The organism is Sphingobacterium sp. HMA12, from assembly GCF_002933815.1.
GTDB lineage: Bacteria > Bacteroidota > Bacteroidia > Sphingobacteriales > Sphingobacteriaceae > Sphingobacterium.
Genome location: NZ_BEYR01000008.1, coordinates 107060 through 124003, shown reverse-complemented (window position 1 = coordinate 124003; position 16944 = coordinate 107060). Strand labels below are relative to the sequence as shown.

Sequence of the window (16944 nt, the reverse complement as noted above, 5' to 3'; positions counted from 1 at the left end):
ATTCGTGCAAAATATGTTAAAATGAGCACACTTACTTTTTTTGTAAATCTTGTTTTATTTTATAGCTTAGTCGCAAAACCTAATAAATGAGTAAAAATACCTTGCTGGATGGACTGCTGATTAATGAAGAAGCACTGGAAGAAGTGTTTCATCACTATTTTGACGAGCTTTGCCGTTTCTTGGGGTATTATACACGTGACGTGCAGTTAGTGGAGGACTGTTTGCAGGATGTGTTTGTTAAATTGTGGGAAGATCGGGATCAGATCCATATTTTCCATGTCAAGACTTACCTTTATCGGGCTGCTCGTAACCGTGTGCTCAATGCCCTACGCAATGAAAGTGCGCGTACTGCTCATTTGGAACGTTGGTTTAAAGAAGAAATGATCCGTCAGGAAGCAGAGGAGTGTATCAATATGGAAGAGTTTTCCATTGTTTATCAGGAAGCTGTCGGCAAATTACCGGAAAAATGTAAAATCGTCTATCAATACTGTAAAGAAAAACAGAAAACTTACCAGCAGGCCGCACAAGAACTACAAATATCCATCAAAACAGTCGAAAATCAGATGTCCATTGCCTCTAAAAAAATACGGGCACATATACTTGAACGCTATCAAATACTGTATCCAGATTCGATTTTATTGGTTTTAACGATGTGTGGTGCAGGCCTTTCTACACTCGTTTAAATATTTTTTTAAAAAAATACAAAATCTTTTAGGGGTTTTCTCCGCTCTAGGTGTCTATTTGTCGTAAACCCAAAATAATGAATAGCAGTTATAAGCCGTCACTGGAGCAATTAGTTCGATATCTAAAAAAAGAAAGTGATGTAAAGGAAAATGAAGTGATTGTAGCTTGGCTCGATTCAAGTGAACAAAATCGTCATGATCTTTTGCAGTTGGAAAACGAATGGATACATCTCAAAGAACCGCCGTTGATCATTGATCTAGCGGATCGTCCACGGATATGGAACAAAATCCAGGATCGTATTCAACCTGTTGTTAAAACTATTGTTTTTGACCGTAACCGTTTTTGGTGGTTGGTCAGTGCTGCTGCAATTCTTATTTTTCTGTCAGGGACATTGGGCACATATTTTATTCAGCGTAATATTTCGATGCATACATCTTCGCAGGAGCAGACAGTTGTTTATACGGCTTTGGGGCAAAAGTCACAGGTTATATTACCTGATGGATCAAAAGCTTGGTTAAATGCGGGTACAAAAATGATCTATTCGCATGCTTTCAACCAACATGATCGCAAGATTACGCTCGAAGGCGAGGCATTTTTTGATGTGGTGAAAAAGGAAAATATGCCCTTTACCGTACAGACTTCGCATTTGGATGTTGTGGTGAAAGGAACTGCTTTTGATGTTTCAGCCTATGCGGATGATGCCAAGATAGAGGTATCCTTGCTGCGTGGAAAAATAGCGATAAAAGATAAACATGGAAAACTGATCGGTGAGTTAAGACCTAATGATTGGATCCAATTGGATAAACGGACTGGTCAGTATACACAGATACGTCAATTGGATGCGGTACAATACAGCACCTGGAAATCTGAGGAACTTGTTTTTGAGAACGAATCTTTGGATAGCGTGCTCAAGAAATTGGAACGTTGGTATGGTGTCAATATCAATTGGAAGGGGGCAGAGTCCGATAGACATTATACTTTCAAAGTGAAAACTGAAAGTCTACGTGAAATTTTGGAATTGATCAATGTCATTACACCAATCCATTATACCATAGAAGGCAAATCTGTTGCTATAGTTTCAAAAACACAATAACCAAAATGATGATGTAAACAACTTAAAACAAAATATACCATAAATTATGAAAAAGAAACCTATTCTGATGAGTCTTTTGCTCCTCAGCCAGACTTTCTTTGCTGTAAACGCACAGCAGATATCAGGCAAAAAGGAGTCTTCAAATCTTAAGTCACTTATCGAGATTGTCGAAAAGAAATATGGCTATTCATTTATGTTCAGTAATTCGGATGTAGATGTTAAGACACCACTTTTTTATGACAGTCAGGCAAGCAGCTTGGAAGCTCTGTTGAAGGATGCGCTACAAGAGAGCTCGATTACATATGATATTACGGGGAAAAGGATTTTATTAAAACGTAAGGCTACAAACAAACAACAAACGGGGCAAGTAAAAGGGACTGTAGTAAATGAAAAGAGGGAGCCACTAGCGGGAGTGAGTATACATGCGTCGGGTAGCGGAAAGACTGTCGCGACAGATCTATCCGGCGCTTTTTCCCTAGAAGTCAAAGCGAGAGACTTACTCCAAGTGAGCTATGTGGGCTACCAAAACCAACAGATTAACGTACAGGCGGGAAAAGATATCGATATTACTTTAAATAGTGGAAATAGAGAACTTGACGAAGTCGTTGTGATCGGATACGGTACTTTAAAGAAGTCTGATGTCACGGGTGCAATAACAAGTATTAGCACAAAAGATCTGGCAAAACGCGCGACGACAAACCCGGCTGAGGCGTTACAAGGGGTGGCTGCCGGTGTCAATGTGCAGAAAAATAGCGGTATTGCCGGAGCGGGAGTACAGGTCAAGATTCGTGGGGTCAATACCTTCGGCAGTAATGAACCCTTGTATATCATAGATGGTTTCCCAGGTACAATCAGTAATGTCAACCCCAATGATATTGAGAGCATGGAGGTACTCAAAGATGGTGCCGCTGCCGCAATATATGGTTCTGTGGCTGCCAATGGTGTTGTTATCGTCACAACGAAAGCCGGTAAAGCCGGAAAAATTCTGGTAGACATCAATAGCTTTACGAATGTAACAGAAACGTCCAATCGACTAAAAGTACTCGATGCTGACGGTTATGTAAAAGTGCACCGTCAAATGTATGAAGAATACAATAAGTATGCTACGACGCCGGTCAAACTCCCCGACTATATCAACAAAACGGGTATGAATAATACGGATTGGCAAGAGGAGGTGTTCCGTACCGGACTTTCTACAGCGAATAGTGTCGCCATCAGGGGCGGGCAAGACAATACCCGCTATTCCCTGTCCGCGAATTTAAGTAATGACAAAGGTGTCGTTATCGCGAACGATTTCAAAAAGGAAAATGTCCGTATGAAATTGGCGACCAAGAAAAATATCTTTACCGTGGAAGGGAGTATGGCCTACACGAATTCGAAATATCATGGTCCCAACTTTAGTCTAAAAGAAGCCTATATGATTTCGCCTTTGGTACCAGTGTATGACTCCGCGGAAAAAGGTGGTTTTGGTTTGACAAATTGGGGTGGTATTCCCAATAATGTCAATGTGGTTGCCGATGAGCATTATAAAACGAGTTGGACAAAAAAACAGGATTTCGCCGGAAATGCTTTTGTTAGTATAGATATTATGAAAGGTTTAACCTTTAAAACAAGTTATGCCTTTAACGCGATTAATACACAGAACTATTTCCATTATCCACCATTTGCTTCTGATGAAAAGAACCCCTATGAATTCCCTTTTTATTCCGAAGGGCGTAGCTATTGGCAGGAGCAGGTCTTTGATAATCTCCTGAACTATAAAACAGAATTTGGAAAACATAGTTTAAACGCGCTTTTGGGTAGTTCGTTGAATATGCAGGAATCCAATTGGAATAATGTAGGGGTAGAAGGCAAAAAGATTGTCTATTCTGTTGAAAATGGAGGACTAGTGACTAAAGAAAGCGCAGAAGGGTTTCTAGATCCAAATTTTATGACGATTAGTTCAGGCCAAGGCGGAACGTTTTCTGCGGATGGTTCGAAATATGACTATAATCGCATGTCAATCTTTGGACGTGTCAATTATTCGTATGCCGATCGTTACCTTTTACAGTTAACCTTACGTCGTGACGGCTCATCCAAATTTGGAAAAGATAGCCGATATGGAAGTTTTCCTTCAATTGCATTGGGCTGGAAGATCGATGAGGAATCATTCTTCCCGAAAGAATCCTTCGTATCTAATCTGAAATTAAGAGCAAGCTGGGGGAAACTCGGAAATGAGGTGGCATTAGGGTATTACGACCACCAGGCGCTGATCAGTACTTACAATAATTTGTACATGGGATATGTGCGCGGAAGTGGAAATCCTTGGCCCGGTAGTACCGCAATGGGGCTTGAGAATCGACTGTTGAGCTGGGAGACAACGGAGTCAAAAAATATAGGCGCAGACTTTGGTCTGTTCAACAATTTGTTGAAAGGTTCGGTAAATTACTTTATAAAGACTACCAATGATCTTTTGATCACCAAGAAAGTGGCGCCATCCGCGGGGTTGGAGGATCCGACATTAAATGTCGGAAAGATCCGAAACTCAGGTTTTGAGCTTGAACTCAAATATGCAAATCGAAAGAATGCGTTTCAATACGATATCGGATTAAACTTGTCAACTTTAAAAAATAAAGTGGTGAGTCTCGCTAACGAGGATCAGATTCTTTTGGGGAATGGTTTAAAATTCGATACGGAACATTTTCCGAATCAGACCCGTGTAGGTTACCCTATCGGAGGGTTCTTCCTTTACCAAAGCGATGGTATCTTTCAGAGCATAGAAGAGGTGGATAAACATGTCAACCAGGAAGGTAAATTACTACAAGAGAATGCCAAACCGGGCGATATCCGTTTTATCGATGTTGATGGCAATGGTATCATTGATGATGAAGACAAAAAATATAGTGGTACGGGGATTCCCAAATTGGAGGTGGGACTGAACCTTGGCGCCTCTTATAAAGGATTTGATTTTTCGGCATTGATCGGAAGCGGTTGGGGACATAAACTCTATAACGGGAATAGGTACTTTTTTGAAGCCATGAGTTCTGGATCAAACTTTTTGAGCAGTACATTAAATGCATGGACAGAAAACAACCGTAATACTGATGTTCCGCGTGCTGTATTACAAGATCCAAATGGAAATAGTCGCGAGTCCACACGCTTTTTAGAATCAGGTAATTTTATTAGACTACGTCAGCTGCAGATTGGGTATACTTTGCCGAAAAATTTATTGCATGCGATCCGTTCAGAAAATCTACGGTTTTATATCAGTGGACAGAATATATATACCTGGACAAAATACAAGGGGATTGATCCCGAGTTTGCACCATCTGGAGTTAACAATAAATCCAGTGTGTTGAATACGGGGGTAGATCGTTATATTTTTCCATTTACCAAGTCCTATTCCTTTGGAGTTCAATTTACATTTTAAGACTAGGTTATCTATTGTATCATAATTAAAGAAACTAGAAGATGAAAAAGAATAGAATAAATTATAAGTGGATTCTTTGTATCGCTTGTGCACTAAGCACAACATTGTCCTGCAGCGATAAATTGGATTTAACATCGCCGGACAAACTTACTTCAGATAACTTCTGGCGTAATGCCGAGGATGCTGAGTCTGGACTTTCTGCTGCCTATTCGCAGTTGGAAGCCGCTACTGATGTATGGGAATTTGCAGAGGTAAAATTTCCCGTCGAGGCCTATCGTGAGGATGCTTGTGAAATCGGTAGTGATGCATTGAACTACCAAACCTGGGTGGAACTCTATAATTTTAGTTATACAAATGGTAATAGTCAGTTTACGGCCTATTGGAGTAAAGCCTATCGCGGTATTTCTTATGCAAATCAAGTGATCGAGAAGACTTCGCCAATTGAAATGGACGCAAATAAGAAAAATCAGATTATTGCCGAAGCGAAGTTCTTACGTGCCTATTATCATTTAAAACTCTTGCTCAACTGGGAGAAGATCGTCATTCGAGACCAATATATTACCAGTGAAGAAAAGATTAATAAGGCTTTGTCTACACGTGATGAAGCGTGGGCTTTTATTATCGGGGATCTGGAGACTGCGGTTGGCAATTTGCCTGTGAAACAGGGGGCGGGCAATGTTGGTCGAGCAACCAGAGGAGCGGCGAATGCCTACCTCGGCTACAGTTATTTAACCTCAGCATATGAAAATACAGCCAAAAAGAACGAGCTTCTCGGAAAAGCAGAACAGGCTTTTAAAGCGGTATCTGGATACAGCCTAGAAAAGGATTTCCTATCCATGTTTGACGGTACCAATAAAAATAGTGCAGAATCTATTTTTGAACTTCAATTTACCGATAATACCGCTAATGGCGCAAGTTACCGTACTGCACTGCATAAGTGGATCGCTGTAGGGGAACTGGGCGGTTGGGATGAAATCTTACCGAGCAAGATGCTCTTAAATGAATTTAAAAAGGAGGGGAAGATCGCGACAACAGGACGTTATGACTCACGAATGTACCAGACGGTATTCTGTAATGATCCTTATTTTAATGATTTGAAGAATGGGGGAGTTTATGGCTTTACCTACGATGAAATATTTGGGGCTGGATCTGACCGGGCAAGCTTCAGAAAGTATTTACCACGAACAGCTGCGGATTTAGATAAGTCCCGCACAGCTGTTAATCTTCCATTAATGCGTTATGCTGATGTTTTATTATTATTGGCTGAAACCTTAAATGAACGTAATCGTCCTGCAGATGCTATCCCTTTAATCAATCAGGTACGCCAGCGGGCAGATATGCCAGCACTTGCGTTGAATTTGTCTGTTACCGAAGTCAAAAAACGAATTGAACATGAGCGTATCGTGGAGTTTGCGTTGGAAAATACCCGATTCTACGATATGAGAAGATGGGGGAAAGCGAAAGAAGCATTACAAGCTATCGGGCGGAATAGTTTTGATCCGGCTAAGCACAACTTTTATCCTGTCCCATTATTGGAGATCAAATCAAATGATAAAATTAATTAAGGAGCATGTTTACTGTTTTTTTTATCATGCTTTTAGGTGTAGGAATAGGGATAGGACTTCGGTCCTTTCCTATTCTTAAACATACAGGTATTCTTGTCCGACTGGTCGTATTTGCCCTATTGTTTTTCTTGGGACGCGAGGTCGGGCAAAATCCAAAAATAGTAGACAATTTGGATACATTGGGGTTGCAAGCTATTCTGATCACATTGGCCGGAGTAGCTGGAAGTGTTCTTTTCTCGTGGTTCGTTTATCGTTTTTTCTTTAGCAGGCATGAAAGGTAGTTTAATCATTCTCGCATTTTTTATCGTAGGTGTTTTTGTTGGTCTCAAAGGGATTATTCCCACCGAACTGTTGAAGGAAGAATGGAATACTTATGTCCTCTATGCATTGATGTTTTTGGTCGGGATTACCATTGGGTATGATAGGGAACTCTTGGTATCTCTACGAAAAGTTAATTTAAGCATCGTACTTTCTCCCTTGGCAACTATCACTGGGACATTGTTCGGTACCTTAGTCATCAGCTTCTTTATCCGGGACTGGAATACTGCTGAAAGCATGGCTGTAGGATCTGGATTTGGTTACTACTCTTTATCAAGTATTTTTATTACACAATATAAGGGTGTCACATTAGGAACTATAGCATTGATGTCGAATTTGATGCGTGAACTGTTGGCGCTATTGATTGCTCCATTAGCTCGAAAATGGTTTGGCCCATTGGCGCCGATTTCTGTTGCCGGAGCCACAAGTATGGATACTGCATTACCGATTATCACACAATATTCCGGCAAACAATATGTTCTCGTTGCGATCATTCATGGTATTTTGATTGACCTCAGTGTACCCTTTTTAGTTACTTTTTTTTGTTATTTATGAGAAATAAGATCGAAACCTTATGGGTTACAATTAGTTTTTGTTTGATTTTGATAGGATGCAATACGGTCAAGGCCCCTAAAATGGATGGCTATGGTGGATTGTTAAGGGTCGAGCAACAACCAGAAGGTGTCACTCGCCGAACAAATCCCTTTTATACTGATCGTGGGGCTTGGATCGGATTTGGCATTCATGAAAATAAGACCGCGACCGGTTTTTGTGGACCTTATGATCTAGATGGGCGTACCTGGTTAAGTAGTGCATTGCTGCAGATTGGGACAGCTCCGACAGGAGAAAAAAATCTACTGAACCGTGACAGCAGCTGTTATTATCCAGATCGCTTGTGGATGCGTTTGCGGGGAAAGGATATGGAAGTAGAACAGACCTTAAAAATGGTCTCGTCAACAACAGCCATATTGCATATTAAAAACAAAGCATCAAAGGTACTATGGATATATGGCAATCTCAATCAAGGGGAATGGACACTGGCAGGCAATACCCTGTGGTCGAAACTTCCAAATGGAGAACTTCTTTTTCTGTCTTTTAAGGCTGGTGTGAAGCTAAACTGTGATCAAGGGAAATATGAGGCTCATTTAGAAAAAGCCGATACGGAGATTGTCCTGACCCATTATGCCAACCCAATCACTTTAGAAAAAGCACTTTTAGCGGCAGAAGCCGCGCTTGAGCAAAGCAGGGCTTTGAGCATACAGCATACAGCACGCTGGGCGAATTATATCAGCTCAAATACTCGTCGGGAACTGTCCATGCAGGAACATCGCATTATGGTGAAAAGCATGATGACGCTGATGAGCAATTGGCGGAGTGCAAAAAAAGAATTAAAACACGATGGTGTTGTCCCTTCGCATGTGGCCGACTACTTTGTTGGATTTTGGGCCTGGGATTCATGGAAGCATGCCGTTGCATTGGCGCAAATAGATCCCGCTTTGGCGAAAGATCAAGTCCGCGCTATGTTTGACTTTCAGGATAGTGTCGGGATGATTGCCGATTGTATCTATACGGACCATCGAGAGAATAATTATCGTGATTCCAAGCCGCCATTAGCTGCCTGGGCGGTCAATGCGATCTATGAAGCTGATCATGACCTATCGTTTGTACGGGAAATGTATGATAAACTAGTCTTGTACCATGAATGGTGGTTTCGCTACCGGGATCACAATAAAAATGGTATCTGTGAGTACGGTGCTACAGATGGAACATTGGAAGCCGCTAAGTGGGAAAGTGGTATGGACAACGCTATTCGGTACGACAGTACCCAGATGTTATGGAATGAAGAAGGGGCCTGGAGTATGAATCAAGAGTCTGTGGAGCTCAGTGCTTATCTCGAGTTGGAACGAAAATATCTGATGCAATTTGCAGAATTGCTCGGTGTACCATTTCGGGGGAAAACAGAATCCTACCTTGCCATGGATTACTTCTTCGATCAAGAGCGGGGGTATTATTTTGACCGCAAACTGGATGGAGCGCTTATCCCATGTTTTGGTCCCGAAGGTTGGTCGCCATTGTGGACAGGTTTAGCTACTTTGCGGCAAGCTGAGGCTGTGGTTCGTGTAATGCAGGATACCAGTAAATTTGCCTCCTTTGTACCATTTCCTACTGCTGCCCTAGACAACGCTAAATTCATGGATAGGGGATACTGGCGCGGGCCTATTTGGTTGGATCAGGTCTATTTCGCAATTTCTGGTTTAAGGAAATATAATTATCAAAAGGAGGCCGATCTGTATACCAAACAGGTCTTTGAGCGACTGGAGGGATTATCCGATAATGGGCCAATTCATGAAAACTATGAGGCACGCACGGGTAAAAGACTCAAAGCACCCCATTTTAGTTGGTCTGCTGCACACTTATTTTTGTTATATAAGGAACTGAAAACTTCTCAGTAGAAAAAATTAGATGAGTTGAAAATCGGAGAGATAACAACACTTCGGATCTGGTAGTTGTACAATCTATGCCGGATTTGAAGCGTTTATTATTTAATATGCATTACTGAAAACTATAGTTATGTAATAGAGATGGACTTTTGTCTTTTTGTATACTATATGTAAGATTTATCTAATTAAAGCCTAGCTTTATTGATTGCCCCTAACTTTTCTTATTTTTGTATCCATGGTCTATTTATACGCAAAAGCAGTTCATATTATCTTTGTGGTTTGTTGGATGGCTGGATTATTTTATATCGTTCGCTTATTCATTTACCATACCGAAGCTAAATCCAAATCTGCAGAAGAGTATGGGGTTTTGCATAAACAGTTTATACTGATGGAGAGTAAATTGTGGTGGATCATCACGACACCCGCCATGTATCTCACCATTGTGGCTGCCCTCGTTATGCTGTATATCAATCCGGGATTATTGACCATGGGCTGGATGCATGTTAAGCTCACTTTTGTATTAGGGTTGATCCTTTATCATTTCGCTTGCCAACGTATTATGTTTCAGTTAAAAGGGGAATCATCGGCTTGGTCCTCGACCAAATTGCGTCTTTGGAATGAGCTGGCGACCGTCTTATTATTTGCAATCGTATTTACCGTTGTATTAAAGTCTGCCCTCAATTGGATATTTGGTGTCCTTGGACTTTTAATATTGTCGATCTCCTTAATGATGGCTGTGAAGCTCTACAAAAAGTTCAGAAATAAAAGTAATTCGAACAAAACGTTAAATTCTTAGTTTTCTTAATCCTTTTCTATTCTCGTTAGTCGAACGATTATAAATTGAAAAGGAATATGTACAAGAGACTTTTGACCGTGATCATGTTGCTTGCTATTGCAACTGGAGGATTCGCCCAACGTTATAGACCTTATGGCGGAACACTAAATATTTATTCGACCGATGTTCCCTTCTTTCTTTATATCAATAATGTTTTGTACAATAATAGACCGTCGATTGACCTTTGTGTGCCGAATTTGCAAAACCCGAGATATAATCTCCGTATTGTCTTTGCAAACAGACAGCAGAGAACTTTAAACGGAAGAGGTGTGCAGCTCGTCAACGGAAATGGTCAATATATGGATGTTGTATTTTCAGTAAGCAGCCGTGGGGGGAATCGGGGGATTGTACTGGAATCGATGAATCCTGTAGATCGGTATAATGATAATTATCGGAACAGGGATAACTATAATGACGGCACTAATAATGAGAATAGATACGATCGGGATCAACAACAAAACGAGGGATATGGCCAGTCTGAGGGTGGTAGAAGTAATAATCAACAATATCAGGAAGATCCGATCGACAATACTGGTTATCAGGATAAAAATGATGCGAACCAGTTGAATGATCTACTCAACCAAAAAGAAAATGATCAGGATCGCTTGCAGGTCGCTACCCAGGAATTGAAAAATAGGCGGTTGCGCAGTTCTGAAATCATAGACCTCATGGAATTATTTATAAGAGACGACAATAAATTGGCTTTTGCTAAATATGCCTATACAAGCTGTCTTGACAAAGAGAACTATGATAAAGTAGGCGCGGCACTGTCATTTAGTTCAACTCGGGAGAAATTGGCAGCATTTATTAAAACTCAGCATTAGCTGCGGGAGGTTCGGATTGAATTGGGTCTTTTCAACTGCAATTGCCTATGAATGAAATTAAACGAGAATTGGCTGTATGAACAAGGGGGCTATTTGCGTCAGATTTCAAAACAACAATGGATTCTTTGGCAAACAGTCCCTTTCAGTTAAGCTATATCGTAATTATTCGCCGAAACAGATGTACTTCAATTCCATGTACTCATCGAGTCCATGTTTTGATCCCTCACGGCCGACGCCAGATTCTTTTACGCCACCAAATGGGGCTGCTGCATTTGATATTAATCCCGTATTAACACCGACCATACCCGCCTCCAATTGTTCGGCAACACGGAAGCAACGATTGATATTGGTGCTGTAGAAATAGGAGGCAAGACCAAATTCAGTCTGATTGGCCATGGCAATACCGTCTTCCTCTGTTTTGAAACTGAATAATGCACAGACTGGGCCGAAAGTTTCCTCGTGAAATATCAGTGCCTCTTTAGGGATATTGGTCAGTACAGTTGGCTGGAAGAATAGGTCTTTGATCACAGTGCCTCCTGTTGCCAGTTCTGCTCCATGCTTTAAAGCATCTTGGACATGATGCTGTACTTTTTCCAAACCTTTGGCATTGATCAAAGGTCCAACTTGAACCCCCTTGTCTAAGCCGTTGCCCACCTTTAGTTGACGTACAGCTTGAATGAGTTTTGTGGCAAAGGCATCGTATACATCTTCCTGGATCAGAAAACGGTTGATTGACACGCAGGTTTGCCCAGAATTACGGAATTTACCGGCAATAGCACCTTCCACGGCGGCATCAATATCTGCGTCATTAAACACAAGAAAAGGTGCATTTCCACCGAGTTCCATAGAGACCTTCTTAATGTTTGAAGCTGATTGTTCGATTAATGTCCTGCCAACTTCAGTAGATCCCGTAAAAGAAAGTTTTCGCACCAGATTGTTAGTGGCAAGTTCCTTTCCGATACCAGCGCTGTCCCTTCCGGTAATCACGTTAAAGACACCTTTTGGCAGGCCTGCTTCTTCGGCTAGTTTGACTAATGCGATTGCAGATAAAGGTGTTTGGGATGCGGGTTTGAGTATAACTGTACAGCCTGCAACGAGTGCGGGAGCGACCTTTCGGGTGATCATGGCCAAAGGGAAATTCCAGGGTGTAATCGCGGCAACAACACCAACTCCTTGTCGGATTGTCATCATTCGTGTTCCTTTTTTCTGGACTGGGATAGTTTCACCATAGGCTCTCTTACCTTCTTCGGCATACCACTCAACAAATGAATTTCCGTAATCTACTTCTACTTTTGATTCATTGAGCGGCTTTCCGCTCTCAAGTGTCATAATTTCAGCAAGTAAATCTTTATTCTGTTGAATGAGATTGTACCAATTGCGCACAATGGCACATCGTTCCGAAGTTGTTATATTTTTCCAGCTTTTCCAGGCTTTGTCAGCAGCCTGTATGGCTTTTGTGCAATCTGCAACCTTTAAATCAGGTAAGGATGCAATCGTTTTCCCAGTGGCGGGATTGACGACATCAAACCTATTTTTTGATGTGATGAATTTTCCGTTGATATAGGCTTTGTCAATTAAGAGTGGATTTTTCATTGGACTCATTAGTTTTTGTTTTTTACAAGGAATTTTATTGCTTGGGCCCTTTCCTTATGTATTCTTGTGGATAGATCCTCTTGGACTGTTTGGTATAACAGCTGCTTTTGGAACAATATTCTTCAGCCTATTGTTTGCAAACAAACGATTTTATGGGACGATTTACTTAGACGAATTTTTTCCGTTGCTGCTCATTGGGAAGCGTACAATACGTATTGGTGCCAAACCATTTGTAGCGATTTTTTGCAAAGTACTCATAGCCTGCGTCCCGCCATTTTTTCGGCAGTATTTTTATAAAATAGAAAATTGAATAGGGAAGACCTAACGTTTTGCAGATATTCAATATCGCCTCGCTTTTGATATAACAACCTGTTGATGATAAATAAACGATGGAATCTATATTTTTTGGAATAACATTTAAATTATCTTTAGCGAAGTCAGACTGTAAGGAACTAAACAGAAACCTATTATTGGTATCTATTTTCAATAGGATTTGAACAAAACGATTACAAACTAAGCAATCACCGTCAAAAAAGATGATATGTTTCCCTTGCTTATCCATTAGTATAAAGTTACTTCTATTTCCCGAACGAACTGCCATGATAACATCACATCTTTTATAAAAAAAGCGGTTTTTTTCCGTATAAAAAAACCGCTTTTGAAATATTCTTTTCGATTTTTATTATAAGTTTTTCATAATGGTATGACCCATACGATCCCGTTTTGTTTTCAGATATTCCTCGTTGTAAGGATTAGCTGTTATTTCAATTGGAACGTTTTCTACAATTTCTAAACCATAACCGACCAATCCGGCACGTTTTGTTGGGTTATTGGACATTAGGCGCATTTTTGTTACCCCAAGGTTTCGCAGGATTTGTGCTCCTACCCCATAGTCTCTCAAGTCAGCTTTAAATCCAAGTTGTGTATTGGCATCAACAGTATCCAATCCATTCTCTTGCAATTTGTAAGCATGCAATTTATTGATCAGTCCAATACCGCGGCCTTCCTGATTCATATAGACAATCACCCCTTTTCCTTCATTTTGGATCATTTCCATTGCCTTGTGAAGTTGAGGTCCACAGTCACAACGGCAGGAGCCAAAAATATCGCCGGTCACACAAGAGCTATGTACACGGACAAGAATAGGTTCATCTTCGTTCCATTCTCCTTTATAAAGGGCAAGATGTTGTTCGCCGGTATCTTTTTGTGTAAAGGCTTTCATTTGAAAATCACCATATTGTGTAGGCATATTGACCGTTACTTCTTCATTGATCAACGAATCGTGTTTTAAGCGGTATTCAATAAGGTCTTCAATACTGATAATTTTTAAATCAAATTTTTTGGCAACTTCCATTAATTCTGGTAGTCTTGCCATTTCGCCATCTTCTTTTAAGATTTCGACCAATACACCTGCTGGTTCAAAACCTGCCAAACGAGCAAGGTCAACAGTTGCTTCAGTATGTCCTGTACGACGCAGTACACCACCGTCTTTAGCAATCAATGGAAAGATATGTCCTGGTCTGCCCAACTCCTCGTAGTGAATATTTGGGTCGATCATAGCCTTGATGGTCTTTGAACGATCAGATGCTGAGATTCCCGTTGTACAGCCGTATCCCTGTAAGTCAATAGAAACCGTAAAATTAGTCTCGTAAACGGCTGTATTTTGCCCTACCATGAGGTCAAGATGTAAAGCATCAGCTCTTTCTTTGGTAATAGGAGCACATACTAAACCCCGGCCATGGGTTGCCATAAAATTGATAATCTCGGGAGTTGCGTTGCGGGCGGCGGTGATGAAATCACCTTCATTTTCACGATCTTCGTCATCTACGACGATAACTACTTTTCCTGCTTGTATATCAGCGATCGCTTCTTCGATCGTGTTTAATTTGAATTCCATTTATTGTTATATTGTATAGATACAAAGTTAGTATAGAATCTAATTTTATTTATAATAAGGCTGTCAAAAATCTAATGTGATTCTTTTAATTTATCCTTTTTACCAAATTTCTCTTTGATCCACTTCCAGGCCGCTTCAGCTTTTATTTTATATTGATCGATATCAAAGAGTGCTGAATCTGTGGTTGACTTATAGGTTAAAAATGCCGCCAGTGGCGTCAATACGATGATCGCCATCCACATACCTACTGCCGACGATATCGCACCATCTTTGGCTGTTTTTTCGGCAACTGTAGAGATGATATGATAGATTAGGAAGAAGATGATGGCCATAACGACCGGAAGACCGAGACCGCCTTTTCTAATAATAGCGCCTAAAGGTGCTCCAATAGCAAATAAAAGTAGACAGGATACCGCTAATGTAAATTTTCTATGCCATTCGATCCGATATCGAATATCTTTTGTCTTATAGTCCTTAAATTCAAGTGTACGGCTATTAAGGTCTTCTTTCAAATAGTTTAGCTGGCTCAGGGCATTCATGGTGACCTGTGTCCGTTGTTCAGGCGGTACTAGATCGGCTATTAAATCGTTATAAGGCTTTACTTTCGCTTCCTTTACTTTAGGTTGACCCGGTTGACTGGCATTAAAATACTTTGAATAGATATTATAACGGGTATCCAAGGTCCTTGTAATTGCTTTTCCCATACTGTCAATTTTAATATGGTTCGAGTCAATATACATATCAAGTTGCTTGAGATTCAACATGGCATGGTGACTTTTGAAAAGACTTTCATCTGTTTTGCCCTGTTGAAAACTCCCCATGTCAAACTTCTGTTCCGTTTCTTTAAACTTAAAACGTGTGAATTGCTGGCGTGGATCGTATGTTTTTGAGTTTTTTGTGCGCGACTCTTCATAGCGTATCCCATCCTTCAATTTGAGGATCATATAGCTATTGTCAGGCGAATTATAAATGTATCCCTCTTTAGCCATCAAAACATTGTTGGCCGTATTGCCGCCACGATGATCATAGATCATCAGATCATAGAGAATCGTGCCCCCCTTATTTTTTCCTCTTGCACGAATGGAATACCCTGGAATTGTATTGTTAAAAATACCCGGTTTGATTAGAAAATCTGCTTTTTTATTTCGCACATCTGTCAATAGGGTCCCCATTTTCAGGTTGACGACCGGCAGGATGAAATCGGAAAATAGAAAAGAACTTGTGGCAAAAATTGCAACAAGTACAAATAGGGGAGTCATGGCCTTGCGTAGTGATACGCCTGCCGCTTTGATCGCCACAAGCTCATAGCTTTCCCCTAGGTTACCGAAGGTCATAATGGAAGACAATAGCATGGATAAGGGCATTGCCATTTGAATTTGAACAATGCATTGATACCCAATGAGCTCCATAATGGTATACCATTCAAATCCTTTTCCGATCAGATCATCAATGTATTTGAATAGGAAAAGCATCAATAACACAAACATCACAATAAAAAATGTGACAATGAATGGTTTAATGAAAGCTTGAAGAATAAGTAAATGAACCTTTTTCATCCGTGACGCTAAGCAAATTGATGCCTTTACATTAAAGCATCTTCCAGCCAAGGAGCTCTTTTAGAGCCCTTGGAGAAAATATATTGCAAAGATAGGTTTTTTTACGCACCTATAACACTCTGAAGATAGACGATTGAATTTTTCCAGATTAATTTTCTATTTTCCAAGTCCTCTTCTTTAGCAAAATCTATTATTTTAAGTGCAACATCGTTTGTCAGCTCATCTTGATCTATCTCTAGATCGAAATAGTAAGGATCATCATCGAGCCACTTAAAACGCACTGATTTGTTTTCTTTGGAAGCTACGATTTTTGCGCGATGCGGTTCGTCGTCCCAAATGAAGGTATAAATAGTGTCTTTATAGTTTACATCATCTGCAAACCACTGTGCCAGTTCGTTTGGTTCTTGCAAATACGGAAATAAAATTCTAGGTGAAGAGTTGATGATATATTCTAGTTGGAATTTTATTTTATCTGCCATATAAATGTTTTTTTAAATATTAGTTTGTTTAAATCAAAAATAAGCTATATTTGCATTCCCAAAATGGCGGGGTAGCTCAGATGGTTAGAGCGTTGGATTCATAACCCAAAGGTCGGCAGTTCGATTCTGCTCCCCGCTACAAATCTCTTTCCATTTTGCTTTCTATCGCATAAACTTATTATTTGTAATAATACATATTTATTTTGTTATTGCAAGTTTTTTTGTGAAAAGTTGAAGGCTTTTTCACAAT

General features: G+C 40.4%; 14 protein-coding genes and 1 tRNA gene. 10 read left to right on the top strand and 5 right to left on the bottom strand.

Annotated features, from left to right (window positions below; translation table 11 throughout):
• Positions 1–86 precede the first annotated feature (86 nt).
• The 9 genes from HMAT_RS25840 (at position 87) to HMAT_RS25800 (ending at position 11169) form a co-directional block, all read left to right on the top strand.
• Positions 87–683, top strand: a complete 597-nt coding sequence (locus HMAT_RS25840) for an RNA polymerase sigma-70 factor (protein ID WP_104385722.1) — start codon at positions 87–89, stop codon at positions 681–683.
• A 77-nt stretch (positions 684–760) separates the two neighbouring features.
• Positions 761–1777 carry a FecR family protein gene (locus HMAT_RS25835; RefSeq protein ID WP_104385721.1) on the top strand — a complete coding sequence of 339 codons (1017 nt, stop codon included), beginning with the start codon at positions 761–763 and terminating at the stop codon, positions 1775–1777.
• A 46-nt stretch (positions 1778–1823) separates the two neighbouring features.
• The gene (locus HMAT_RS25830; RefSeq protein ID WP_104385720.1) at positions 1824–5186 is read left to right on the top strand and encodes a TonB-dependent receptor; all 3363 of its coding nucleotides are present in this window, start codon (positions 1824–1826) and stop codon (positions 5184–5186) included.
• Positions 5187–5227: 41 nt separating this feature from the next.
• The gene (locus HMAT_RS25825; protein WP_104385719.1) at positions 5228–6751 is read left to right on the top strand and encodes a RagB/SusD family nutrient uptake outer membrane protein; all 1524 of its coding nucleotides are present in this window, start codon (positions 5228–5230) and stop codon (positions 6749–6751) included.
• Between the two features lie 5 nt (positions 6752–6756).
• On the top strand, positions 6757–7032 hold the full coding sequence (locus tag HMAT_RS25820; protein ID WP_104385718.1) for a LysO family transporter: 276 nt from the start codon (positions 6757–6759) through the stop codon (positions 7030–7032).
• On the top strand, positions 7022–7624 hold the full coding sequence (locus HMAT_RS25815) for a lysine exporter LysO family protein (RefSeq protein WP_104385717.1): 603 nt from the start codon (positions 7022–7024) through the stop codon (positions 7622–7624). The genes HMAT_RS25820 and HMAT_RS25815 overlap by 11 nt, the downstream gene beginning before the upstream one ends.
• Positions 7621–9522: a glycoside hydrolase gene (locus tag HMAT_RS25810; RefSeq protein WP_104385716.1), complete on the top strand. Its 1902-nt coding sequence runs from the start codon at positions 7621–7623 to the stop codon at positions 9520–9522. The genes HMAT_RS25815 and HMAT_RS25810 overlap by 4 nt, the downstream gene beginning before the upstream one ends.
• A 223-nt stretch (positions 9523–9745) precedes the next feature.
• Positions 9746–10306, top strand: a complete 561-nt coding sequence (locus HMAT_RS25805) for a CopD family protein (protein ID WP_104385715.1) — start codon at positions 9746–9748, stop codon at positions 10304–10306.
• Positions 10307–10362: 56 nt separating this feature from the next.
• Complete coding sequence (locus tag HMAT_RS25800; RefSeq protein WP_104385714.1) at positions 10363–11169, top strand: DUF4476 domain-containing protein; 807 nt, start codon at positions 10363–10365, stop codon at positions 11167–11169.
• Between the two features lie 162 nt (positions 11170–11331).
• Here the strand turns inward: HMAT_RS25800 and HMAT_RS25795 are convergent, their stop codons facing one another.
• From HMAT_RS25795 to HMAT_RS25775, 5 genes are all read right to left on the bottom strand, one after another.
• A complete protein-coding gene (locus HMAT_RS25795) occupies positions 11332–12771 on the bottom strand; it encodes an NAD-dependent succinate-semialdehyde dehydrogenase (protein WP_305852151.1) in 1440 nt (479 codons plus the stop codon).
• A gap of 157 nt (positions 12772–12928) precedes the next feature.
• A complete protein-coding gene (locus tag HMAT_RS25790; protein ID WP_104385712.1) occupies positions 12929–13363 on the bottom strand; it encodes a thiol-disulfide oxidoreductase DCC family protein in 435 nt (144 codons plus the stop codon).
• A gap of 81 nt (positions 13364–13444) precedes the next feature.
• Entirely contained in the window at positions 13445–14659 is a 1215-nt protein-coding gene (locus tag HMAT_RS25785) for a bifunctional 3,4-dihydroxy-2-butanone-4-phosphate synthase/GTP cyclohydrolase II (RefSeq protein ID WP_077437666.1), read from the bottom strand.
• A 71-nt stretch (positions 14660–14730) separates the two neighbouring features.
• The gene (locus HMAT_RS25780; protein ID WP_104385711.1) at positions 14731–16215 is read right to left on the bottom strand and encodes an LptF/LptG family permease; all 1485 of its coding nucleotides are present in this window, start codon (positions 16213–16215) and stop codon (positions 14731–14733) included.
• A gap of 101 nt (positions 16216–16316) precedes the next feature.
• On the bottom strand, positions 16317–16694 hold the full coding sequence (locus HMAT_RS25775) for an START-like domain-containing protein (protein WP_104385710.1): 378 nt from the start codon (positions 16692–16694) through the stop codon (positions 16317–16319).
• 65 nt (positions 16695–16759) lie between these two features.
• On the opposite strand from HMAT_RS25775, the gene HMAT_RS25770 reads away from it, so the two are divergent.
• Positions 16760–16833, top strand: a tRNA-Met gene (locus HMAT_RS25770).
• Positions 16834–16944 lie beyond the last annotated feature (111 nt).